Genomic DNA, 21,306 nt, shown 5'->3' on the forward strand with positions numbered 1-21,306 from the left:
TCCGCCCTCTATGCTCTCAGCTCGAACGGAGTGCCGATGGTCACATGAGCGAGGGGCGGGGCCGCAGTGGCGGAACAGAGCGTGCGCTGGGGGATCCTGGCGACCGGCGGCATCGCGGCCGCCTTCACGGCGGACCTGGTGGACCTGCCGGACGCCGAGGTGGTCGCGGTCGCCTCGCGGACCCGGGCCTCGGCCGACGCCTTCGCCGAGCGCTTCGGCATCCCGCGCGCCTACGGCGACTGGGCGTCCCTCGCGCGGGACGAGGACATCGATGTCGTGTACGTCGCCACCCCGCACGCGGCGCACCGCGAGGCGGCCGGGCTGTGCCTGGAGGCGGGCCGCAACGTCCTCTGCGAGAAGGCGTTCACGCTGAACGCCCGCGAGGCCGGGGAACTGGTGGCGCTGGCCAAGGAGCGCGGGAGCTTCCTCATGGAGGCGATGTGGATGTACTGCAACCCGCTGGTGCGGCGCCTGAAGGCCCTGGTCTACGACGGCGCCATCGGCGAGGTCCGGCACGTCCAGGCCGACTTCGGCCTGGCGGGCCCGTTCCCGCCCGCGCACCGGCTGCGCGACCCGGCGCAGGGCGGCGGCGCCCTGCTGGACCTCGGCGTGTACCCGGTGTCCTTCGCCCAGTTGCTGCTCGGGGAGCCGTCGGACGTGACGGCCCGCGCGACGCTGTCCCCGGAGGGCGTCGACCTGCAGACCGGCGCCCTGCTGTCGTGGGACGGCGGCGCGCTCGCCTCCCTGCACTGCTCGATCGCGGGCGGTACGCCGACCGTGGCGTCCGTGACCGGTTCCGCGGGCCGCATCGACCTGCCGGAGGGCTTCTTCCACCCGGAGCGTTTCGTGCTGTACCGCGACGGCCGCGCCCCCGAGGAGTTCACGGCCGACCCGGCGGACGGGCCCCGCACCACCCTGCGGCACGAGGCGCTCGAGGTGATGCGGGCCCTGCGCGCCGGGGAGACCGAGTCCCCGCTGGTCCCGCTGGAGGGCACCCTCGCCGTGATGCGGACGCTCGACGCGATCCGGGACCGCGTGGGCGTCCGCTACCCCGGCGAGACCCCCGAGGACCGGGCGCCCGCCCTCACGCCGGCGTGAGCCCCTGGTTCCCGACCTGGGTGACGAAGGACGCGGCCGTCGTGACCGGCGCCCCCGGCGTGGTCACGTACGGCACGGTCCGGAAGTCGGTCCGCGCCAGCCGCTCCCCCAGCGCGACCCGCACATAGCCGCGCCGGCCGTTGTAGAACCGCAGGTGCGGGTTGGCCTTCATGTACGTGTCCCAGTTGGCGGGCCTGTCGGTGCCGTCCCGGCCGCTGGCGACGGACGTCGCCACGATCTCCGTGCCCAGGGTGGCGGACGCGGCGTCGTCGAAGTCGTCCTTGATGTCGAAGGCGTAGCCGACGTGGACGTCCCCGGTGAGCACCATGAGGTTCTCGACGCCCGCGGCCTTCGCGCCGTCCAGCACCCGGCGCCGCGAGGCGCGGTAGCCGTCCCAGGCGTCCATGGACACCCTTGACGGCTCGGTCAGGTCGAACTTGCGCTGGGAGAACGTCACCTGCTGCGGCACGACGTTCCACAGGGCCGTGGAGGCGCGCCAGCCGTCGAGCAGCCACCGCTCCTGCTGGGCGCCGGTCATCGTGCGCGCCGGGTCGTCGATCTCCGGTCCGGGGACCTGGGAGCCGTCGCCGTACGCCTGGTTGGAGCGGTACTGCCGGGTGTCGAGGACGTCGAGCTGGGCGAGCCGGCCCCAGTGCAGCCGCCGGTAGAGCTGCATGTCGGGGCCGGTGGGCCGCTGCGGCAGGCGCAGGGGCTGGTTCTCCCAGTAGGCGCGGTACGCGGAGGCCCGGCGCAGCAGGAACTCGGCGGGCGGGACGCTGTTCTCCGGGGTGTCGTTCGCGTAGTTGTTCTCGGTCTCGTGGTCGTCCCAGGTGACGACGAAGGGATGCGCGGCGTGCGCGGCCCTGAGGTCCGGGTCGGACTTGAACAGGGCGTAGCGCAGCCGGTAGTCCTCCAGGGTCACGGTCTCCCGGTTGAACACGGCGGGCAGTGTGCGGTCGGTGTAGTTGCGGTAGCCGCCCGCGGAGTTGACGGCGTACTCGTACAGGTAGTCGCCGAGGTGGAGGACGACGTCCACGTCGTCCTGCGCGAGATGCCGGTAGGCCGTGTAGTAGCCGTCGGCGTACGCCTGGCAGGAGACGGCGGCGAAGGTCAGCGGGGTCGTCGCCGAGGCCGCGGGAGCGGTGCGGGTGCGCCCGGTCTCACTGATCCAGCCGCCGGTGCGGAAGCGGTAGTGGTAGACGCGGCCGGCCTCGAGGCCGGGGACGTCGACGTGCACGCAGTGGTGGTACTCGGGGTGGGCGACGCTCTCGCCGCTCGCGGCGACCTGCGTGAACGCCTCGTCGTGCGCCACCTCCCACCGCACGGCGACCGGCTCCGCGGGCATCCCGCCGTCCGCCTGGAACGGCACGGGCGCCAGACGGGTCCACAGGACCACCGAGTCGGGCAGCGGGTCGCCGGAGGCGACACCGAGGGTGAAGGGGTCGTCGGCGATCCGGCGGGCGCCGCGCGCGGCCGCGCTCGCGGTGACCGGGGCGGGCAGCTGCACGGAGAAGGCCAGCGCGGCGGCCGCGCCGGTGAGGGTCAGAAAGCGGCGGCGGCCGAGGTGCCGGGCCGCCGCGCGCAGTTCGGGGCTGTGCTGGGACAGGTGTGTCGTGGTGGTCATCCGGTCCTCCCCTGCCCGATGGAGGCACGGGGCGTGGTGGCGGACCGGGACGACACGAGCTTGGCGCGTACACAACACCCGGATGGCGGACAGCCGGGTTCCGAATGGCGGACCGTCCCCTACGCTGCCGCTCCATGGACGACAAGCAGACGGGGACGAGGATCGCCGTGGTGACCGGCGCCGGCTCGGGCATCGGCCGCGCGGTCGCCGTGGAACTGCTGGGCGCGGGCTGGTCGGTGGCGCTGGCCGGGCGGCGCGTGGAGACGCTTGAGGAGACGGCGGGGCTGGCGCCGGAGGGCGCCTCGCTCGCCGTACGGACGGACGTGGCGCGGCAGGAGGACGTCACCGCGCTGTTCGCCGCCGCGGTGGAGCGGTTCGGGCGGGTGGACCTGCTGTTCAACAACGCGGGCACGTTCGGCCCCGGCGGGGTGCCGGTCGAGGAACTGCCGTACGACGCCTGGCGGCACGTGGTGGACACCAACCTCAACGGGGCGTTCCTGGGCGCGCAGGCGGCGTACCGGCAGATGAAGGAGCAGGACCCGCGGGGCGGGCGGATCATCAACAACGGCTCCGTCTCGGCCCACACGCCCCGCCCGCACTCGGTGGCCTACACGGCGACCAAGCACGCGCTGACCGGGCTGACGAAGTCGCTGTCGCTGGACGGGCGGCCGTACGGGATCGCGGTGGGGCAGATCGACATCGGCAACGCGGCGACCGACATGACGGCCCGCATGCGGCAGGGTGCTCTCCAGGCGGACGGCTCCGTGGTGCCGGAGCCGGTCATGGACGTGGCCGACGTGGCTCGCACGGTGCGGCACATGGCGGAGCTCCCGCTGGCGGCGAACGTCCAGTTCGCGACGGTGCTCGCGACGGCGATGCCGTACGTGGGACGCGGCTGAGGCGCCACCCCTTCACAATGCACACAACTGGAATCTGTAATTCCGCCACATCGCCCCCGGTGGGCGGCTTATGCTGAGATCCTCCTGCACGAGAGCTTCACATTCGGAGCAGCAGGGTTCGCATGCCATACCGAGGGGGACGCGGCAGCCGTTCCACCGCACCGGGGTGGGGGTGGACCTCGCGTGGGACGCGAGGGACGCACCGGTGGGTGGAACGGCTGCCGTGCATGTGCGGGGGTGCCGCGGACCGGTCCAGGGCCGCTCAGGCCTGCCCGGTCTCGAAGCGGGAGATCCGGCCGTCGTCCTCGACCTCGAAGTGCCAGCGGGTACGCATCTCGCCATAGGTGTCGTTGCGGTACGAGGCGACGAGATCGCGGCCCTGGTTCGACTCGTTGTCGACCTTCAGGTGCCCGTGGGAGGAGAAGATCTCCCGGTCCACCCAGTCGGTCAGATCTCGGTCGGTGCCGTCGTCGGCCATGGTCGCGCCGGGCGCGAGGACACTCATGAAGCCCTCGCGGTCGTGGGCGTTGACCGCCGCGACGAAGGCACGGACCGTGGGGTCGCTGAGCTTGGACGTCTGAATGGTCATATCCGCAGCCTCACACCGGCCCCACCGGCCCGCCACCCTAACGGCGCCGAGACGGGGCGGGCGGGTGTCCCGGGTGTCATGGTGAGTACGCGGGAGGGGATCCGTCCTTGCCGACCTGTTCCAGGAGTCGCTGTGAGTGCTTTCGACCGACACGATCTGGGCCTGCTGCTGCTCCGGCTGGGAGCCGGCGGCGTCCTGATGGCGCACGGCACGCAGAAGTTGTTCGGCTGGTTCGGCGGCCACGGCATCGAGGGCACCGGCCAGTTCATGGAGTCGGTCGGCTACAGGCCGGGCAAGGCGAGCGCGACCGCGGCCGGCCTCGCGGAGACCGGCGGCGGCGCCCTGCTGGTCCTGGGCCTCGCCACCCCCGCCGCGGGCGCGGCGGCGGCCGGCGCCATGGCGGGGGCGGCCGCGGTGCACGCCCCGAACGGCTTCTTCAACCAGGAGGGCGGCTACGAGCACGCCGCCATCCTCGGCCTCACCGCGGCCAGCCTCGCGATCACCGGCCCCGGCCGGCTCTCCCTCGACCACGCGCTCGGCCACGTCCTGGACCGCGGCTGGATGGTCCCCACGGCCCTCGGTGTGACGGCGGCGGCGACCGCGCTCGTGGTGGGCGCCCGCAACCGGCGGCTGGACCGCCCGGACAAGGACGGCGAACTCGCGGACCAGGACACACTGTTCGAGGAGTGAGCGCGACCCCGGGGCGCACCCGCCCTGTGCCAAGCTGCCCCGCATGACGACTGACGAGGCCGCCGCCGACCCGTGGAAAACCGTCGACGCCCTGTGGGCGTGGCTGGAGTCGGACCGGCCGACCGGCGGTACGGAGGGCCTGCTGCTGCGGATGCTGAAGCTCTCGGAGGAGGTCGGCGAGGTCGCGCAGGCCGTCATCGGGGCGACCGGCCAGAACCCGCGCAAGGGCGTCACCCACACCTGGGACGACGTGCAGTCGGAGCTCTGCGACGTGGTCATCACGGCCTTGGTCGCCCTGCGCACGCTGACGCCGGACGCGCGCGAGGTCTTCGAGCGGCACCTGGCGCGGGTGGCGCAGCGGTCGCTGGGGCCGGGGGCGTAGGGGCACAGGGCCTGTTCGGTTCAGGTCCAGGAATGGCTCACAGAGCCCACGACGGAGGCCCGGGCTCTGCTCGGGTCCAGGGCGTGGCGACGAGCCGGATGCGGGCGCCGTCGCCGACCAGCGGAACGGCGCCCCCGGGCAGCGGAATGTGCCATCGCGTCGCCGGAACTCCACGGTCCGACGAGGACCCCGCACCAGGCCGCTGGGTCGCGCTGCCGGAGGACCGGTCGTAGAAGCGATGCACCCACACCGAGTCGGCGGGCACCTGGGCGTGCTCGGCGAGGTAGGTCTCCTGGCACCCCTCGACCAGCAGCTCGTACCCCTCCCCGCGGATCAGCCGCAGCAGGGGGCTCTCGAACTCATGGAACAACGGCTGGTCGTGCGCCCCGACCCGGACATGGGTGGACCCCTCGTTGAACCCGTAGAAGGGATCAGCGACGGCCTTGTCGATCCCGGACGTCCCCCCGGCGAAGCCGCGGACGTAGATGAGGGGAAGACGGCGGGGGTCGTCCACGGCAGCCTCCAGGGGACGGGTCACGTCTCCTGAGTAGACGAAGCCGAGGGCCGCCGCCCGCTGGAACACCCGTCGGAGTGACGCCGCCCTACGCTGTCCGATACCGCCCCCCGAGGAGACACCGCATGCCGCAGCCGCCACGCCTGACGCCCGAGGTGACCGAGATCGTCGCCCACAACAGATCGGCCCGAAGCCGGTACGTGATCCTTCGGGCCGCCCTGGGCACGGCCCTGATCGCACTGCCCTTCGCCCTGATCGGGGCAGGCGTACCGAACACCCTCCTGACGGTCCTCCCGATCGTGCCCGGCCTCTTCGTCCTGCTCCTCCTTCTCCTCCAGGTCCGCCACGGCCGACGCCTCGACGTGTGCGAACGGGTACTGCGGACGTACCCCCTGGAGTACCGGGACCGGGTGGACCGCCGCGGCTCCGCCTGGCTGCTGCTGGGCACGGTCCACACGGTGAAGCTGCCGATCCGGGGACAGCACGGAGCCCGCACGATGCGCGCCCTGAACGTGTCGATGACCCGCCGCTGGCCCCGGGGCACGGAAACCGGCGCCTGGTTCGCGGGAGACCCGGCCTTCGGCGGCGTCCTGATCGTCCCCGGCACGGGCGACATGCTGTTCCTCCAGCCCGCGGACTGGGAACGGCACGAGCCCGAACGTACGGAGGCCGACCCGCAACGCCGGGAGAGGGCGGCAGACGCGGGAATCGCCGGGCTGCTGGAGAAGGAGCCGAGGACGATCGGGGCGCTGGGCGGCTGAGCCGGGGACGGAAGCTCGGACGAGTCGCGCGCTGTCACGCCGCGTTCCCTGCGGGAGCGGCAGACGAGTCGGGCTGTACGCCGGGTTCTGTTCCCCGGTTCCCTCGCGGGAGCCGGGGCGACGGCCATCCATCTAGGGCCGGTGTTGCCACCGGCCTCGTGCGGTCTACCCGCGGACTCGGGCGGGCAGCCCTCGATCGTCCGCGCAGAGCGCCTGTTACAGCGCTCCTCTTGACCTTGCTCCGGGTGGGGTTTACCTAGCTGCCTGAGTCACCCCAGGCACTGGTGGTCTCTTACACCACCGTTTCACCCTTACCCGGCACCTGAGTGCCGGGCGGTCTGCTTTCTGTGGCACTGTCCCGCGGGTCACCCCGGGTGGCCGTTAGCCACCACCCTGCCCTGTGGAGCCCGGACGTTCCTCGGGAAGCCCCTGAGGGACTTCACGCGGCCGCCCGCCCGGCTCGTCTGCCGTATCGGCCATGGTACCGGCCGGAAGGGGGCGTCCGTCGCCGGGCGGGGTCAGAGGAGGTCGGCCGTCTCCAGTTCGAATCCAAAGGGGGAGGGTGAGCGGTTTGCCGAAGAGCGAAGTCGGCCCCGGCCCGCCGTCGCTTGACCTTGCCGCGACGTCAACGTCTGTACTGGTCCCATGCGGATCGGAGAACTCGCCGCCGCGGTCGGGGTCACCACGCGGACCGTGCGGCACTACCACCATCAGGGGCTGTTGCCCGAGCCGGAGCGGCGCGCCAACGGGTACCGGGAGTACACCCTGCGGCACGCCGTCGTGCTGGCGCGGATCCGGCGGCTGACGGAGCTGGGGCTGGGGCTCGCGGAGGTGCGGGACGTGCTGGCCGAGGACGCGGGGAAGGACCTCGTCGAGGTGCTGGGCGAGCTCGACGCGGACCTCGCCCGGCAGGAGGCGGCCGTCCGGGAGCGGCGTGCGCGGTTGAGGGCGCTGCTGGACATGGAGGGCGGGCTGCCCGCCGAGGGGCCCGTGTCGCCCCGGCTGGCGGCATTGTTCCGGGGCATGGCACGGGTCACGGACTCACCCATGGCGGCCAAGGACCGCGAGATGCTCGCCCTCATCGAGACGGCGGCCGGTCCCGAGGCCGGTGAGCGGGTCATGGCCGCGCTGGGCGAGGCGTTCGCCGTGCCGGGTGGGCAGGAGCGGGCCGTCGCCGCGTACGCCCTGCTCGACGGCCTCGCCGACGCCGATCCGGCCGATCCCCGGGTGGACGAGGCGGCGCGTGCCCTCGTGGACTGCCTGCCCCGTGAGGTGCTGCCCGAGGCGTTCGAGGTCGATTCCGGCGACAGCTTTCTGCGGGCCTTCTACGCCGACTTCCCGCCGGCTCAGGCCGAGGCCGTCCGCCGGGCGCTGGCGATGATCGGGGAGCGGGAGTGAGGGCCGTGCTCGCCCTGGTCCGGCATGAGCTGCGGTTGCTGGCCTGCATCGGGCTGTGGGTGGCGCGTCGGCGGCAGGGGGTCCGCGGCGGGGTGGCGTTCCCGTACGCGCGGGGGCAGGGGGCGATGATGCTCGGCTTCGGGTTCGTGGTCGTGATCGAGTCGGTCATGATGTCCCTGCTGCTGCGGGGCCATCCGGTCGTGCGGGGGGTGTGGTTCGCGATGGACGTGTACACCCTGCTGCTCGTCCTTGGGATGCACGCCGCGTCCGTCGTGCGCCCTCACGTGCTCATGCCGGACGCGCTGCGGGTCCGGCGGGCCGCGCACGTCGATCTGCGGATACCGGTCGCGGCTGTCGCGCGGGTACGGCGTGAGCTGCGGACCACCCATGCGGGGGCCGAGGGCGAGCTGGATCTGGCCGTCGGCGCGCAGACCACCGTGACGGTGGAACTCGCGGAGCCCGTCGTGCACGCCGGTCTCCTCGGGCGGCGGCGGGAGGTGCGGGTGGTCCGGCTCCACGCCGACGACGCCGCAGGCCTCGTCACCGCCCTCACGCGCGCACGAAGCGCACCTCCGCCGTCGTCGCCGGTTCGCGGAGCGGGAGCGGGGCCCGGCCGCTGACCGCCGGGGTCCGCAGGTGGCCCCCCGCCCTCACACCGGCTCGAGCCGCACCTTCGCCGTCGCCGGTTCGCGGAGCGGGAGCGGGGCCCGGCCGCTGACCGCCGGGGTCCGCAGGTGGCCCCCCGCCCTCACACCGGCTCCCTCACACCGGCTCGAACCGCACCTTCGCCGTCGCCGGATCGGCCTGGGTGAGGCGGACGCGGAGGGGGTCGCCGAGCGGGAGCGGGGCCGGGCCGTCGACGCGGCCGATGACCGCCGGTGTGTGGAGCTGGACGACGCCGGTCGTGGGGCGGTGGTCGTCCACGTCGATCACGTGGCCGTCGAACTCCTCCCCCACCCGGTCCTTCAGCAGCGCCGCCTCCACGAGGTCGACGCACTCCCGCTCGACCGTACCCGCGCGCCGCGCGCCCTCGGCCATCCGGGCGGGCAGGGCGTCGAGGGCGGCCAGGACCCAGTCGGGAACGGGCTGTCCGGCGGTGGCCGCGAGGCAGATCTCGGCGGCGTACCGGTCCACGAGGCGGCGCAGCGGGGCCGTGCAGTGGGCGTAGGGGGCGGCCACCGCGGCGTGCGTGGTGAGGGCGGGCAGCTCGCCGTCGCGGAACGGGGTGTAGCCGGCGCCCCGCAGCAGGGTCGTGCACTCCTGGAGGAAGGCCGCGTGGTGCGGCGGGTGCGGGTCGAGGGAGCGGACGAGCGCGGCGTACGACACGTGGTGCGGCCAGTCGATGCCCAGGGCGCGGGCGGTGCGGCGCAGCCGGCCGACCGCACCGTCGGGGGCGGCGGGCAGGGTGCGCAGGATCCCGGTGCCGTGGGTCAGCATCAGGCCGGCGGCGGCCATGCCGGTGAGCAGGGAGAGCTGGGCGTTCCAGCCCTCGGCGGGGTGGGGCGCGCGGTAGGAGAGCTCGTAGGAGTGGTCGTGCTCGACGATCTCCTGCTCGGGGACGTTCAGGGAGATCCCGCCGCGTTCCGCCTCCAGGCGCTCCCGCAGTTCCCCGATCTCCTTCAGCAGGGCGAGCGGTTCCTCGGCGGTGCCCGCGTCGATCTGCCGCTGCGCGCCCGCGTAGTCCAGCCGGGTCCGGCTGCGCACCAGGGCGCGGTGGACGTCGACGGCGACCGTACGGCCGTCCGCGTCGAGGTCGGTGGTCCACAGCACGGCGGGGCGGTCCCGGCCGGGCAGCAGGCTGGCGGCGTCCTCGCCGAGCTGCCCGGGGTGCAGCGGGACGCGGGTATCCGGGAAGTAGAGGGTCGCCACGCGCCGGTGCGCCTCCTGGTCGAGCGCGCCCGACGGTGCGACGAAGGCGGCGACGTCGGCGATGGCGTACCGGACGCGGTAGCCGGTGCCCCGCCGGGACAGGTGCAGGGCCTGGTCGAGGTCGGTGGAGCCGGGCGGGTCGATGGTGAGGAAGGGGATGCCGGTGGCGTCCCGCGCGGGGAGGACGGGGGCCTTCGCGGCGCGGTCGGCCTCGGCCAGGACCTCGGGCGGGAAGCTCGCGGGGACGTCGAGCCGGGCGCGCAGCGCGGTGAGGGCGGCGCGCAGGGGGGCCACGGGGGCGCCGGTCACGCGGATGTGGCGGCGGGGCATGGGTCGAGCGTAGGGCGAGGGGGGCGGCCGGGCACGCCGTACCCTGAGCGGGGTTCGATCGAAGGAGTGTCTGTGCTTGTCCTGCTGCCGCCGTCCGAAGGCAAGGCCGCGTCCGGCCGGGGTGCGCCGCTGAAGCCGGAGTCGCTGTCCCTGCCGGGGCTGGGCGCGGCACGGGAGGCCGTGCTGACCGAGCTGGTCGACCTGTGCACGGGCGACGAGGACAAGGCGCGGGACGTGCTCGGGCTCAGCGAGGGGCTGCGCGGCGAGGTCGCGAAGAACGCCGGGCTGCGGACGGCGGGTGCCCGGCCCGCCGGGGAGATCTACACCGGGGTGCTCTACGACGCGCTCGGCCTCGCGTCCCTGGACGCGGCGGCGAAGCGGCGGGCGGCCCGGTCGCTGCTGGTGTTCTCGGGACTGTGGGGTGCCGTCCGGGTGACCGACCGCATCCCCTCCTACCGGTGCTCGATGGGCGTGAAGCTGCCGGGGCTGGGCGCGCTCGCGGGGCACTGGCGGACGCCGATGGCCGAGGTGCTGCCCGAGGCGGCCGGGGACGGGCTGGTGCTGGATCTGCGGTCGGCGGCGTACGCGGCGGCGTGGAAGCCGAAGGGTGAGGTGGCCGGGCGGACGGCGACGGTCCGGGTGCTGCACGCGCCGACCCGGAAGGTCGTCAGCCACTTCAACAAGGCGACGAAGGGCCGGATCGTGCGGAGCCTGCTGGCGGACGGGGCCGCGCCGAAGGGCCCGGCCGAGCTGGTCGAGGCGCTGCGGGACCTCGGGTACGAGGTGGAGGCCGGGGCGCCGGCCGGGGCCGGGAGGCCGTGGGCGCTGGACGTGCTCGTGGACGAGGTCCACTAGCCCCTACCGACAGCCCACCGGCCCGCAGCGACAGCCCGTCATTGCGCAGAGCGCAACGGGCTTTGCGCAGACTGCTTCCCGTCGGCAGGATGTGCGCCATGACATCGGTCCTGGATCTCGCGCCCGTCGTCCCCGTGGTCGTCGTGGACGACCCCTCCGACGCCGTACCGCTGGCCCGGGCGCTGGTCGCGGGCGGGCTGCGGGCGATCGAGGTGACCCTGCGGACCCCGGCCGCGCTCGACGCGATCCGGGCGGTCGCGGACGCCGTGCCGGACGCCGTGGTCGGGGCCGGCACGGTGCTCACGCCCGCGCAGGTGACGCGGTCGGTGGAGGCGGGGGCGCGGTTCCTGGTCAGCCCCGGCTGGACGGACGCCCTGCTCGACGCCATGCGGGCGTCCGGGGTGCCGTATCTGCCGGGGGTGTCGACCGCGTCGGAGGTCGTGGCGCTGCTGGAGCGCGGGGTGCGGGAGCTGAAGTTCTTCCCGGCCGAGGCGGCGGGCGGCACGGCCTACCTCAGGTCGCTGTACGGGCCGCTGCCCCAGGTGCGGTTCTGCCCGACGGGCGGTATCGGCCCCGGTTCGGCTCCGGAGTATCTCGCCCTGCCCAACGTGGCCTGCGTGGGCGGAAGCTGGATGCTCCCGGCGGACGCGGTGGCGGCCCGGGACTGGGGGCGGGTCGAGACGCTGGCCCGCGAGGCGGCCGGGCTCGGCCGGTCACCCGCGCAGGTGTGAGGTGTCGTTGAAGAGCCGCAGGCTCGCGTTGCCGTCCGCGTAGTACGCGATCGCGGACAGCGAGGCCGCGGACAGCTCCATGCGGAACAGGGACTCCGGCGGTGCGCCCAGGGCCAGGCGTACGAGTGTCTTGATCGGGGTGACGTGGGTGACGAGCAGGACCGTGCGGCCCGCGTACGCCGCGATCAGCCGGTCGCGGGTGGCGGCGACCCGGTCCGCGGTCGCCGCGAAGCTCTCGCCGCCGCCGGTGGGGCGGGCCTCCGGGTCGGCCAGCCAGGCGGTCAGGTCGTCGGGGTACCGCTCGCGGACCTCGCCGAAGGTGAGCCCTTCCCAGGCGCCGAAGTCGGTCTCGCGCAGGCCCTCGTCGACGGCGACCTCCAGACCGAGGCGGCCCGCGACGATCTCGGCGGTCTCCCGGGTGCGGGCGAGCGGCGAGGCCACGACGGCCTGGACGGTGCCGCGCCGGGCGAGGGCGGCGCCCACCCGCTCGGCCTGCTCCCGGCCGGCGGCGGACAGGGCCGGGTCGGTGCCGCCGCTGCCCGAGAACCGCTTCTGCGGGGTGAGCGGGGTCTCGCCGTGCCGGAGCAGCACGAAGGTGGTGGGCGCGCCCATGTCGGCGGGGGCCCAGCCGGCCGAGGGCGCGGCGGCCTGGGTGGTCCCGGCCGTCGTAGGGGCGTGCCCGGGAGCCGTGGCGGACCCGGCACCGGCGCCCGTCCCGCCGTCGCCCGGCCCGGCGGCGGCCTTCGCGTCGGCCGCCTCCAGCTCCGCCGTGGAGTCCAGCGCGCTCCACTGCTCCCCGCGCCTGCCCGCGTCCATCGCCTCGTTGGCGAGCCGGTCGGCGTGCTTGTTCTGCTCGCGCGGGATCCACTCGTACGTCACCTGGCCGGGCGGGAAGATCCGCGCCGCCTCGAAGGCCAGCGGCTTCAGGTCGGGATGCTTGATCTTCCAGCGGCCCGACATCTGCTCGATGACGAGCTTGGAGTCCATGCGGACGTGGACCTTGGCGGCCGGGTCCAGCTCGTGCGCGGCGCGCAGCCCGGCCAGCAGGCCCCGGTACTCGGCGACGTTGTTGGTGGCGACGCCGATGTACTCGGCGCGCTCGGCCAGGGTCTGGCCCGTGGCCGCGTCGATCACGACCGCGCCGTAGCCCGCGGGCCCCGGGTTGCCCCGTGACCCGCCGTCGGCCTCGACGATGAGCTCCCGCACCGCTCCGGCTCCTAGAGGCCGGACTCGGCCGTGCGGACCAGGATGCGGCGGCAGTTCTCGCAGCGCACCACGGTGTCGGGGGCGGCCCCGCGGATCTCGTTGAGCTCGGTGATGGCGAGCTCCTGGCGGCAGCCCTGGCAGGTGCGCTGGTACAGCTTGGCCGCGCCGACGCCGCCCTGCTGCTCGCGCAGCTTCTCGTAGAGCTTCAGCAGGTCGGCCGGGACGGCGGCGGCGACGACCTCGCGCTCCTTCGTCACCGTGGCCACCTCGGCGTCGATCTCCTCGAACGCGGCGTCCCGGCGGGCGATGGCGTCGTCGACCTTGCCCTGCACGGAGCCGACGCGCTCGGTCAGCTCGGCGACCCGCTCCTGCGCGGACTCGCGGCGCTCCATGACCTCCAGGACGACGTCCTCGAGGTCGCCCTGGCGCTTGGCGAGGGAGACGATCTCCCGCTGGAGGTTCTCCAGGTCCTTCGGGGAGGTGACGGCACCGGAGTCCAGGCGCTGCTGGTCGCGGGCGGCGCGCTGGCGCACCTGGTCCACGTCCTGCTCGGCCTTGGTCTGCTCGCGGGCGCAGTCGCTCTCCTCGGTCTGCGCGGCCACGAGCAGGTCGCGCAGCTGGGTGTGGTCCTTGGTGAGGGACTCGATCTCGGCGTGCTCGGGCAGCGACTTCCGCCGGTGTGCGAGCTGCTGGAGGCGGACGTCGAGGTCCTGGACGTCCAGGAGGCGGATCTGGTCGGCGGGCGCGGCGTTCAGTTGGGGGCTCCCGTGGGATCGGTGGTGGTGGACGCCGCGTGGGCGGTCCAGGGGTCGGTGACGGTCGCGGAGACGTGGACACGCAGGCCCCATCCGTGACGGTCGGAGATCTCGTCGAGCTGGGCTGCGGCCAGCTCGCACCAGGGCCACTCGGTGGCCCAGTGCGCCGCGTCGAGCAGCGCGAGAGGACTGTGGGCGACCGCTTCGGACACCGGGTGGTGGCGCAGGTCGGCCGTGAGGAAGGCGTCGACGCCGGCGGCCCGTACCTGGTCGAAGAGGCTGTCGCCGGAACCGCCGCTGACGGCGATCGTGCGGACGACGGCCTCCGGGTCGCCGGCGACGCGGATGCCCTGCGCGGTGGCGGGCAGCCGCTCGGCGGCGCGGGCGGCCAGGGCGCGCACGGTGAGCGGCTGGTCCAGCTCGCACACGCGGCCGAGGCCCCGGCGGCCCTGCGGGTCGGTCGGGTCGGGCACCAGGGGGCGTACGACGCGCAGGTCCAGGGCTCCGGCGAGGGCGTCGCTCACGCCAGGGTCGGCGGTGTCGGCGTTGGTGTGCGCGACGTGCAGCGCGATGTCGTTCTTGATCAGGGTGTGCACGACGCGGCCCTTGAAGTGGGAGGCCGCGACGGTCGTCGTCCCGCGCAGATAGAGCGGGTGGTGGGTGACCAGCAGGTCGGCGCCGAGCTCGACCGCCTCGTCCACGATCTCCTGGACCGGGTCGACGGCGAACAGGACCCGGGAGACCTCCTGGCCGGGGTCGCCCACGACGGTGCCGACCGCGTCCCAGGACTCGGCCCGCTCGGCGGGCCACAGGGTCTCCAGCGCGGCGATGACTTCAGACAGACGGGGCACGAAGGACAGGCTACCTGGCCGTTGTCGGGGGCCGTACCTGCTGCGGGGCGGCCGGTACGGCGTCCGCGCCCGCCGTTCCCGCCGGTCGCGCGGGTCCTCCCCCACCGCGGGGGGCGCCGTCCAGCACACCGGTCGCCGTTTCCTCAGGCGAATCGTTCCTGTGCCACCCCTTTGTGTGAAGCGGAACCCGGCCCGCGCCTCGTCTGTGCGGGCGAAAACTAGCGTCGTGACCGGAGGTGACCGGACCATGACGGCCTGTGCGATCGAGTCCGCGGAGTCCGACAACGGCGACACGCCTCGGGCGGCGTGCGTCATCACCGCGGACGGCTCCTACGCCGCCCGCCTCGCGCTGGACGGCGACTGCTGGTTCCCGGAGCGCTGGACCCTGGACGGCCCCGAGCCCTACGCCGTGCCCCTGCCCGGCCATCAGCCGGAGGAGCCGGGCACGGAGGTGCAGCCGATGGGCGACGGGCGGGTCCTCGTCCGCCGCCCGACCGACGGACGCCATGTCTTCTCCCTGCTGTACCCCACCGGCCCCGGCACCGGAGAGCTGCTGCTGGGCGCGGTCGAGTGCCCGGACGACGGGACCCGGCTGCGGATGCTGCCGCCGGCCCCGGGCGGTGAGCGGGCGTACGCGCTGGCGGTGGGGCGGCGCTCCAGCGCGGTGTGGCGGGTGGCGGGCGGCGCCTTCGGGCCGGAGCGGCTCGCGCAGATCCCGGGGCGCTGTTCGGGCGGGGTGTGGCTGGACCGGGAGGGGCGGATGCTCGCCCTCGACCGGGAGTCCGGCGGGCGGACGAAGGCCGTCGTGGTGGATCTGGAGCGCGACGGCGAGGTGTCGCCGCTGCTGCAGATCACGGCGGACAGCGACGACCGGCTCCTGCTCGCCGACCCGGACAGCGGGCTGCTGCTGATCCGCTCGGACGCCCCCTCTCCGGGGCGGCCGCGGCTCGGCTGGGGCGTCCTCGGCAGCACCCTGCCGGTGCGCTTCCCGGAATCGCTGCGGATGCCGGACCGCGAGCTCACGCCGTTCGCGGTGCAGCCGGGCCAGGTGCTGACGCCGGAGAGCTGCGGGGTGGCGCTGTGCGTCGACGGGCCGGTGGGCAACTGGGTCGGGGTGTGGCGGCCCGCCGAGCGGACCGTCCGTCACTTCGCGGCCCCCGTGGGCTGGTTGACGGGTACCGGGGTGTGGACCCGGGAGGGCGAGCTGCGGTTGCCGTACGCCACCGCGGACGTCCCGTGCGGAGTGGCCCGGGTGGAGGCCCCGGCCGCCCCGGTGGAGGCGGACGGGGACCCTCGCCCGGAGCCGAAGCCGGAATCGGCGCCGGCGCCGTCACCGGCCGCGGAGACGGACGCTCCAGGCCCTGCCGTGACGCGTCCCGTGCCCCTGCAGCAAGCGCCCCTGGGCGGTCTTGTAACGAAGTAGTGCCGGTCGGCGCGACGCGTGGATCCGGCCCTCACAGGGTTGGTTAGACTCACCCGGCTGTTGGAAAGATCATGTTTACGGGGTGAACCTTAGCGATGAGCAACGCCACCACGACCCAGCCGTCGTCCGAGGTCCAGGAGGCCGCCGGTCACGGCCGGCACCGGGGCCCGGTCTCGGCCAGTGACGTCTCGGCGATCGACCACCAGACGGCCCCCCGCGGCCGTCACCGCAAGCCGGTCGAGGAGAACGGGACGGCGGCCTGACGCCGCACCGGGCACAGCGTACGGCCCCGTCCTCCCGGAGGACGGGGCCGTACCCCTGTCCGGACGTCCCCTGACATCTGCTAGCCGCGCCGCAGGCCCAGCACCTCGGCCGCCGCGAACGTCTCGCCGGCCGGCCGGCCCGCGAAGTACCCGGTGAGCAGGGCGTCCAGCTCGTCGTGGGTGAACGCCTCCTGCTTGCTGTCGAACCTGGCCGCCACCCTGGGCCGTTCCACGACCGCCACCATGCCGCCGTGCACGACGAGGAGCTGCCCGGTGACGTGGGCGGCGGCCGGGGACGCCAGGTACCCGACGAGCGGGGCCACGTGCTCGGGCGCGAGCGGGTCGAGCCCCTCCTCGGGCGGGGCGAGCCCGGCGAACACGTCCTCGGTCATCCGGGTGCGGGCGCGCGGGCAGATGGCGTTGACGGTGACGCCGTACTTGCCGAGCGCGAGCGCGGTGGACGTGGTGAGCCCGACGATCCCGCCCTTGGCCGCCGCGTAGTTGGGCTGCCCGGCGGACCCGGCGAGGAACGCCTCCGAGGAGGTGTTCACGATCCGCCCGTACACCGCTGTGCCGGTCGCCTTGGCCCGCTCCCGCCAGTGGGCGGCGGCGTGCCGGACCGTGTTGAAGTGGCCCTTGAGGTGGACCCGGACCACCGCGTCCCAATCCTCCTCCGCCATGGAGAAGACCATGCGGTCGCGCAGGATGCCCGCGTTGTTGACCAGGACGTCCAGCGACCCGAACTCGGCGATCGCCGTCGTGACCAGCCCGCCCGCCTGCTCGAAGTCGGCGACGTCCCCGGTGTGGGCGACGGCCCGGCCGCCCGCCGCGCGGATCTCGGCGGCCACCTCCTCGGCGGGCCCGGCCGACTCGGCGCCGGTGCCGTCCCGGCCGGGCTGCCCGTGGTCGTTGACGACGACGGCCGCGCCCAGCCGGGCCAGCTCCCGTGCCTCGGCGCGGCCCAGGCCGCGGCCCGCGCCCGTGACGATCGCCGTGCGCCCCTCCAGTGGCAGTGACATCGGTGCCCCTTCCACGGCCGGTGGGTTCAGATCTCGATGCAGGTGCGCAGCGCGCTGCCGGTGCGCATGTGGTCCAGCGCCTCGTTGATCTCGGACAGCGGCACCCGGTGGGTGATCAGGCCCGCGAGGTCGATGCGGTCCGCCCGCCACAGCGCGATGGCCCGTTCGTACGAACGCAGGACGTCACCGCCGCCGTACAGGGACGGCAGGATGCGCTTCTCGTCGAAGAACAACTCGAACATGGTGAGCTGGAGGACGTCGTCCATGGCCCCGGCGCCGACGATCACCAGCGTGCCGCCGCGGCGTGTCGACTCGTACGCCGTGCGGGCGGTGGCCGACCTGCCGACGACCTCGAAGACGTAGTCGAATCCCTCGCCCGCCGTGATCTGCTGCTTGGCGTCCGCCAGTCGGTCGGGGGCCACGGCCCGGGTGGCCCCGAACCGCAGCGCGGCCTCACGGCGGGCGGCGACCGGGTCCACGGCGACGATCTCGGCGGCGCCCTTCAGCCGCGCGCCCTGGATCGCGGAGACGCCGACGCCTCCGCAGCCGATCACGGCGACCGACGAACCGGCCTGCAGATCCGCCGTGTTGAGGGCCGCACCGAGCCCGGTGGTGACGCCGCAGCCGATCAGCGCGGCGATGTCGAAGGGCACGTCGTCGGGGATGGGCACCGCGCAGCCGGCGTCGACGACGACCTCCTCGGCGAAGGTGCCGGTGCCGGCGAAGCCGAAGACGTCGCCGCCGGGCCGCCGGAAGTTGGGGGTGCCCGCGTTCATGAACCCGGCCAGGCACAGCTCGGTCTGGCCGCGCCGGCACGCCGGGCAGGCGCCGCAGGCGGGCAGCCAGCACAGGACGACCCGGTCGCCGGGCCGCAGGCCGCGGACGCCCTCCCCGACGTCGAGGATCTCCCCCGCGCCCTCGTGCCCGGGGACGAAGGGCGCCGGCTGGGGCAGTACCCCGGACATCGCGGACAGGTCCGAGTGGCACAGCCCGGTGGCCTGGACCCGGACCCTCACCTTGCCGGGGCCGAAGCCCACCGCCTCGACGTCGTCGAGGACCTCGAGCTTGTCCTGGCCGGTCTCGTGCAGGACGGCTGCGCGCATCGTGCGGCTCCCCTCGGGCGGGCTGGCGTGGCTGGGACGGGTCAGGTGTGGTCCACGGTCGTGTCGGTGAGGACGGGTGCGTCGTTCCGGTCGGCCGCGCTCACGGCGACGCGCACGGAGCCCTCCCCGGACCAGGCGCGGATGCGCAGGGTCTCGCCCGGGTAGGCGACCCCGGCGAAACGGGTGCGGTAGGAGCGCACGCGGGTCACGTCGCCGTCGAGCAGGGTGTCGACGACCGCCTTGAGCGTGATGCCGTAGGTGCACAGCCCGTGCAGGATGGGCCGGTCGAACCCGGCGCGCTTGGCGAAGTCCGGGTCGGCGTGCAGCGGGTTCCAGTCGCCGGAGAGGCGGTAGAGCAGCGCCTGGTCCTCGCGCAGCGGCCGTTCCAGGATGCGGTCCGGCTCCCCGGTGGGCGGCTCGGGGCGGGCCGAGGGGCCGCGGTCGCCGCCGAAGCCGCCCTCCCCTCGGATGAAGATCTCGGCGTCGTTGGTCCACAGCGGCCCGTCGGCGTCCGCCACGTCGGTGCGCAGCACCAGGACGGCCGCCTTCCCCTTGTCGTAGAGACCGGCGATCCGGTGGACGGCGGTGGCCGTGCCCTCGGCCGGGAGGGGGCGGTGGACGGTGAGGTGCTGGCCGCCGTGCAGGACGCGGGCGAGGTCGACCTCGATGCCGGGCATGGACAGTCCGCCGATGACGCCGGGCGCCCCGGACCCGGCGACGGTGGCGAAGCTGGGCAGCACGTGCAGCCTCGACTCCAGGGTGTAGCGCAGTTCGCCGGGGTCGGTGGCGGGGACACCGGCGCCGATGCCGAGGTGGTAGAGCTGGACGTCCTTGGAGTTCCAGGCGATCCGGCCGGTCCGGGGTCCGGCGGCGAGGGCCTTGGCTGCGTCGATGGGCATACGGCTCCTGACAGTGACGGCCGGCGGGGGGCGGCGGACCGCGCGCGGGGTCGTGCGGGGCGGGTCGAGACCCCGGTACGGCCGTCCGCACCGTCGGCCGCACCGAGGTCGTCACGGGGCCGCGGAACCCGCCGGTTCTAGAACGCGTTCCAGTGCGGCGCCCTCTGTATAGCCGAGGCCCCGCCACTTGTGAAGACTCCTGACGTCGCGTCAGACAGGTGCGTCGTCGCCGCGGACCGGCACCCGGGACATTTGTCCTGCCGGACGCCGGACACCCGCCCCTGCCGGACGGCCGCCCGAGTCCGTACCGTCGAGGACATCGGACGTCGGCGGCAGGGGACACGGACATGGCCTGGTTGTTCAAGCACCATGGGACCTCGTGCGCGCCCGCCCGGGAGGAGACGCGCGCGCCGAACGGCTACAGCCTGCTGCCGTGGCTGCTCATGGGCCTGGGCTCCCTCTCCAACCTCTTCCACGGCGAGACCGCGGACCCCTTGATCGGCGGGCTGGGGCTGCTGACGTTCAACTCGCTGTACGTCTACGTCGCGTTCCGCTCCTTCGTGAAGGAGACCCGGGAGGCGCTCTCGACCAGGGTGGCCCTGGTGCTCATGACCGGGGTGACCTGCGCCCTGGCGCTGGCCTACGGCGGCACCTGGCTGCTGTTCTTCCCCCTGCTCGGGCTGGCCACCGGCGCGGCCGTGCGCTTCCCGCACCTGCGCCTGACCGGGGCGGCCCTGGGCGTGCTGGCCGGTGCGGTGGCCGTCTCCCGCGACGGCTGGGGCGGACTCGGCATCGCCTACGCCACCTGGATCTCGACCATGGTGACGGCGGCGATCCTGTCGCTCTCGGACGCCGTACGGCAGCTGCGGGCCGCCCGCGAGGAGCTGGCGCACCGGGCTGTCGAACAGGAGCGGCTGCGCTTCTCCCGCGATCTGCACGACCTCCTCGGGCACACGCTGTCGGTGATCGTGGTGAAGGCCGAGGCGGCCCGGCGGCTGACCACCCAGGACGTGGACGCGGCACAGGCGCAGCTCGCCGACATCGAGTCGGTCGGCCGGCAGGCGCTCAGGGAGATCCGCGAGGCCGTGACCGGCTACCGGCAGGGCAGCCTGAGCCGGGAGATCGACGGCGCGGTCTCGGCACTGCGGGTGGCCGGCGTCGATCCGGTCGTACGCCGCTCGGGGCCGCCGCTCGCCCCGCAGACGGAGACCCTGCTGGGCTGGGTGGTGCGGGAGGCGGCCACGAACGTCGTCCGGCACAGCGCCGCGAACCGGTGCGAGATCGCCGTGAGCGGTGACGGTGAGCGCGCGCGGCTGACGGTGACGGACGACGGCCGCGGCGCCGACCGTCCCCGGACCGCCGGAGGAACGGGCCTGCGAGGGCTCGCGGAGCGCCTGGCGGCCGCCGGGGGCACGCTGACGGCCGGGGCGGAGCGCGACGGGTTCGTGGTGACGGCGGAACTTCCCGCGGACCCGGACGAGCCGGGGCACGCGGTCCGGCCGACGGACGCCACGGACACAGGCGGCACTCCCGTCGCCGCCGGGCCGCTCAACCGGTGACGAAGACCGGACGCGGGAGCGTCGTCGGGACCGCCAGACTTCCCGGAGACCCGCCGGACGAGCCGGGGCACGCGGTCCGGCCAGGCGGGTTCCACGGACACGGGCGGCACCCCCGTCGCCGCCGGGCCGCTCAACCGGTGACGAAGACCGGACGCAGGGGCGTCGCGGGAACCGCCAGACTTCCCGGAGACCCGCCGGACGAGCCGGGGCGGAGCGCGACGGGTTCGTGGTGACGGCGGAACTTCCCGCGGACCCGGACGAGCCGGGGCACGCGGTCCGGCCGACGGACGCCACGGACACAGGCGGCACTCCCGTCGCCGCCGGGCCGCTCAACCGGTGACGGAGACCGGGCGCAGGGGCATCGTGGGAACCGCCGGACTTCCCGGAGACCCGCCGGACGAGCCGGGGCACGCGGTCCGGCCGGGCGGGTTCCACGGACACGGGCGGCACTCCGGTCGCCGCCGGGCCCCCTGCTCCGCTGAACCGGT

General features: G+C 74.4%; 22 protein-coding genes and 1 other RNA gene. 12 read left to right on the forward strand and 11 right to left on the reverse strand.

Going from position 1 to position 21,306, the window contains the following annotated elements:
- Window positions 1-66 precede the first annotated feature (66 nt).
- Window positions 67-1,098 (forward strand): Gfo/Idh/MocA family oxidoreductase, encoded by a 1,032-nt coding sequence (locus ABZ899_RS10755; RefSeq protein WP_361343832.1) that lies wholly within the window; start codon window positions 67-69, stop codon window positions 1,096-1,098.
- Here the strand turns inward: ABZ899_RS10755 and ABZ899_RS10760 are convergent.
- Entirely contained in the window at window positions 1,085-2,722 is a 1,638-nt protein-coding gene (locus tag ABZ899_RS10760) for an alkaline phosphatase D family protein (protein WP_361343834.1), read from the reverse strand. The genes ABZ899_RS10755 and ABZ899_RS10760 overlap by 14 nt on opposite strands.
- Before the next feature lie 134 nt (window positions 2,723-2,856).
- Here ABZ899_RS10760 and ABZ899_RS10765 point away from each other — a divergent pair, with 134 nt between their 5' ends.
- Window positions 2,857-3,621 carry an SDR family oxidoreductase gene (locus ABZ899_RS10765; RefSeq protein WP_361343837.1) on the forward strand — a complete coding sequence of 255 codons (765 nt, stop codon included), beginning with the start codon at window positions 2,857-2,859 and terminating at the stop codon, window positions 3,619-3,621.
- A 262-nt stretch (window positions 3,622-3,883) separates the two neighbouring features.
- Here the strand turns inward: ABZ899_RS10765 and ABZ899_RS10770 are convergent, their stop codons facing one another.
- A complete protein-coding gene (locus tag ABZ899_RS10770) occupies window positions 3,884-4,210 on the reverse strand; it encodes a nuclear transport factor 2 family protein (protein WP_361343840.1) in 327 nt (108 codons plus the stop codon).
- A gap of 132 nt (window positions 4,211-4,342) precedes the next feature.
- Here ABZ899_RS10770 and ABZ899_RS10775 point away from each other — a divergent pair, with 132 nt between their 5' ends.
- Both ABZ899_RS10775 and ABZ899_RS10780 read left to right on the forward strand, forming a co-directional pair.
- A complete protein-coding gene (locus ABZ899_RS10775; protein ID WP_361343843.1) occupies window positions 4,343-4,900 on the forward strand; it encodes a DoxX family protein in 558 nt (185 codons plus the stop codon).
- A gap of 43 nt (window positions 4,901-4,943) precedes the next feature.
- The gene (locus tag ABZ899_RS10780; protein ID WP_361343844.1) at window positions 4,944-5,282 is read left to right on the forward strand and encodes a MazG-like family protein; all 339 of its coding nucleotides are present in this window, start codon (window positions 4,944-4,946) and stop codon (window positions 5,280-5,282) included.
- 37 nt (window positions 5,283-5,319) lie between these two features.
- Here ABZ899_RS10780 and ABZ899_RS10785 read toward each other — a convergent pair whose 3' ends face one another.
- A complete protein-coding gene (locus ABZ899_RS10785; protein ID WP_361343847.1) occupies window positions 5,320-5,820 on the reverse strand; it encodes a hypothetical protein in 501 nt (166 codons plus the stop codon).
- 101 nt (window positions 5,821-5,921) lie between these two features.
- Between ABZ899_RS10785 and ABZ899_RS10790 the strand changes: the two genes are divergently transcribed.
- On the forward strand, window positions 5,922-6,557 hold the full coding sequence (locus ABZ899_RS10790; RefSeq protein ID WP_361343849.1) for a hypothetical protein: 636 nt from the start codon (window positions 5,922-5,924) through the stop codon (window positions 6,555-6,557).
- Window positions 6,558-6,617: 60 nt separating this feature from the next.
- Here the strand turns inward: ABZ899_RS10790 and rnpB are convergent.
- An RNA gene (rnpB, locus tag ABZ899_RS10795) (RNase P RNA component class A) lies at window positions 6,618-7,020 on the reverse strand.
- A 182-nt stretch (window positions 7,021-7,202) separates the two neighbouring features.
- Between rnpB and ABZ899_RS10800 the strand changes: the two genes are divergently transcribed.
- Together ABZ899_RS10800 and ABZ899_RS10805 are read left to right on the forward strand one after the other, a co-directional pair.
- Window positions 7,203-7,955, forward strand: a complete 753-nt coding sequence (locus ABZ899_RS10800) for a MerR family transcriptional regulator (protein ID WP_361343852.1) — start codon at window positions 7,203-7,205, stop codon at window positions 7,953-7,955.
- On the forward strand, window positions 7,952-8,575 hold the full coding sequence (locus ABZ899_RS10805; protein WP_361343854.1) for a hypothetical protein: 624 nt from the start codon (window positions 7,952-7,954) through the stop codon (window positions 8,573-8,575). Before ABZ899_RS10800 ends, ABZ899_RS10805 begins: the two co-directional genes overlap by 4 nt.
- Before the next feature lie 142 nt (window positions 8,576-8,717).
- On the opposite strand, the gene ABZ899_RS10810 is transcribed toward ABZ899_RS10805, so the two are convergent.
- Window positions 8,718-10,154 (reverse strand): RNB domain-containing ribonuclease, encoded by a 1,437-nt coding sequence (locus tag ABZ899_RS10810; RefSeq protein ID WP_361343856.1) that lies wholly within the window; start codon window positions 10,152-10,154, stop codon window positions 8,718-8,720.
- A gap of 72 nt (window positions 10,155-10,226) precedes the next feature.
- Here ABZ899_RS10810 and yaaA point away from each other — a divergent pair, with 72 nt between their 5' ends.
- Together yaaA and eda are read left to right on the forward strand one after the other, a co-directional pair.
- Window positions 10,227-11,009 carry a peroxide stress protein YaaA gene (yaaA, locus tag ABZ899_RS10815; RefSeq protein WP_361344616.1) on the forward strand — a complete coding sequence of 261 codons (783 nt, stop codon included), beginning with the start codon at window positions 10,227-10,229 and terminating at the stop codon, window positions 11,007-11,009.
- Between the two features lie 98 nt (window positions 11,010-11,107).
- Window positions 11,108-11,740, forward strand: a complete 633-nt coding sequence (gene eda, locus ABZ899_RS10820; RefSeq protein ID WP_361343858.1) for a bifunctional 4-hydroxy-2-oxoglutarate aldolase/2-dehydro-3-deoxy-phosphogluconate aldolase — start codon at window positions 11,108-11,110, stop codon at window positions 11,738-11,740.
- Here eda and ABZ899_RS10825 read toward each other — a convergent pair.
- From ABZ899_RS10825 to ABZ899_RS10835, 3 genes are read right to left on the reverse strand one after another with little or no spacing between them, the layout of a single operon-like run.
- Window positions 11,723-12,946 carry a bifunctional RNase H/acid phosphatase gene (locus ABZ899_RS10825; protein WP_361343861.1) on the reverse strand — a complete coding sequence of 408 codons (1,224 nt, stop codon included), beginning with the start codon at window positions 12,944-12,946 and terminating at the stop codon, window positions 11,723-11,725. The genes eda and ABZ899_RS10825 overlap by 18 nt on opposite strands.
- A gap of 11 nt (window positions 12,947-12,957) precedes the next feature.
- On the reverse strand, window positions 12,958-13,701 hold the full coding sequence (locus tag ABZ899_RS10830; protein ID WP_361344618.1) for a C4-type zinc ribbon domain-containing protein: 744 nt from the start codon (window positions 13,699-13,701) through the stop codon (window positions 12,958-12,960).
- Window positions 13,698-14,552, reverse strand: coding sequence for a Nif3-like dinuclear metal center hexameric protein (locus ABZ899_RS10835; RefSeq protein ID WP_361343864.1), 855 nt, complete (start codon window positions 14,550-14,552; stop codon window positions 13,698-13,700). The genes ABZ899_RS10830 and ABZ899_RS10835 overlap by 4 nt, the downstream gene beginning before the upstream one ends.
- A 247-nt stretch (window positions 14,553-14,799) precedes the next feature.
- Between ABZ899_RS10835 and ABZ899_RS10840 the strand changes: the two genes are divergently transcribed.
- Both ABZ899_RS10840 and ABZ899_RS10845 read left to right on the forward strand, forming a co-directional pair.
- Complete coding sequence (locus ABZ899_RS10840; RefSeq protein ID WP_361344620.1) at window positions 14,800-15,975, forward strand: hypothetical protein; 1,176 nt, start codon at window positions 14,800-14,802, stop codon at window positions 15,973-15,975.
- 95 nt (window positions 15,976-16,070) lie between these two features.
- Window positions 16,071-16,238: a hypothetical protein gene (locus tag ABZ899_RS10845; protein ID WP_361343866.1), complete on the forward strand. Its 168-nt coding sequence runs from the start codon at window positions 16,071-16,073 to the stop codon at window positions 16,236-16,238.
- A gap of 80 nt (window positions 16,239-16,318) precedes the next feature.
- On the opposite strand, the gene ABZ899_RS10850 is transcribed toward ABZ899_RS10845, so the two are convergent.
- The 3 genes from ABZ899_RS10850 to ABZ899_RS10860 are packed head-to-tail and all read right to left on the reverse strand — an operon-like array spanning window position 16,319 to window position 19,259.
- Window positions 16,319-17,257 carry a 3-oxoacyl-ACP reductase gene (locus ABZ899_RS10850; RefSeq protein ID WP_361343869.1) on the reverse strand — a complete coding sequence of 313 codons (939 nt, stop codon included), beginning with the start codon at window positions 17,255-17,257 and terminating at the stop codon, window positions 16,319-16,321.
- A 26-nt stretch (window positions 17,258-17,283) separates the two neighbouring features.
- Window positions 17,284-18,360, reverse strand: a complete 1,077-nt coding sequence (locus tag ABZ899_RS10855) for a Zn-dependent alcohol dehydrogenase (protein WP_361343872.1) — start codon at window positions 18,358-18,360, stop codon at window positions 17,284-17,286.
- 41 nt (window positions 18,361-18,401) lie between these two features.
- Entirely contained in the window at window positions 18,402-19,259 is an 858-nt protein-coding gene (locus ABZ899_RS10860) for a MaoC/PaaZ C-terminal domain-containing protein (protein WP_361343875.1), read from the reverse strand.
- A gap of 347 nt (window positions 19,260-19,606) precedes the next feature.
- Between ABZ899_RS10860 and ABZ899_RS10865 the strand changes: the two genes are divergently transcribed.
- Window positions 19,607-20,818 (forward strand): sensor histidine kinase, encoded by a 1,212-nt coding sequence (locus ABZ899_RS10865; protein ID WP_361343878.1) that lies wholly within the window; start codon window positions 19,607-19,609, stop codon window positions 20,816-20,818.
- Window positions 20,819-21,306 lie beyond the last annotated feature (488 nt).

Origin of the sequence: Streptomyces sp. NPDC046859, from assembly GCF_040645135.1 — a bacterium.
In the GTDB taxonomy this organism is placed as follows: domain Bacteria; phylum Actinomycetota; class Actinomycetes; order Streptomycetales; family Streptomycetaceae; genus Streptomyces.

Coding starts and splice junctions, on each gene's coding strand:
- ABZ899_RS10845 (WP_361343866.1), top strand. CDS start 16,071: ATGAGCAACGCCACCACGACCCAGCCGTCGTCCGAGGTCCAGGAGGCC.
- ABZ899_RS10860 (WP_361343875.1), bottom strand. CDS start 19,259: ATGCCCATCGACGCAGCCAAGGCCCTCGCCGCCGGACCCCGGACCGGC.
- ABZ899_RS10840 (WP_361344620.1), top strand. CDS start 14,800: ATGACGGCCTGTGCGATCGAGTCCGCGGAGTCCGACAACGGCGACACG.
- ABZ899_RS10790 (WP_361343849.1), top strand. CDS start 5,922: ATGCCGCAGCCGCCACGCCTGACGCCCGAGGTGACCGAGATCGTCGCC.
- ABZ899_RS10780 (WP_361343844.1), top strand. CDS start 4,944: ATGACGACTGACGAGGCCGCCGCCGACCCGTGGAAAACCGTCGACGCC.
- ABZ899_RS10770 (WP_361343840.1), bottom strand. CDS start 4,210: ATGACCATTCAGACGTCCAAGCTCAGCGACCCCACGGTCCGTGCCTTC.
- ABZ899_RS10810 (WP_361343856.1), bottom strand. CDS start 10,154: ATGCCCCGCCGCCACATCCGCGTGACCGGCGCCCCCGTGGCCCCCCTG.
- eda (WP_361343858.1), top strand. CDS start 11,108: ATGACATCGGTCCTGGATCTCGCGCCCGTCGTCCCCGTGGTCGTCGTG.
- ABZ899_RS10765 (WP_361343837.1), top strand. CDS start 2,857: ATGGACGACAAGCAGACGGGGACGAGGATCGCCGTGGTGACCGGCGCC.
- ABZ899_RS10800 (WP_361343852.1), top strand. CDS start 7,203: ATGCGGATCGGAGAACTCGCCGCCGCGGTCGGGGTCACCACGCGGACC.
- ABZ899_RS10850 (WP_361343869.1), bottom strand. CDS start 17,257: ATGTCACTGCCACTGGAGGGGCGCACGGCGATCGTCACGGGCGCGGGC.
- ABZ899_RS10855 (WP_361343872.1), bottom strand. CDS start 18,360: ATGCGCGCAGCCGTCCTGCACGAGACCGGCCAGGACAAGCTCGAGGTC.
- ABZ899_RS10865 (WP_361343878.1), top strand. CDS start 19,607: ATGGCCTGGTTGTTCAAGCACCATGGGACCTCGTGCGCGCCCGCCCGG.
- ABZ899_RS10760 (WP_361343834.1), bottom strand. CDS start 2,722: ATGACCACCACGACACACCTGTCCCAGCACAGCCCCGAACTGCGCGCG.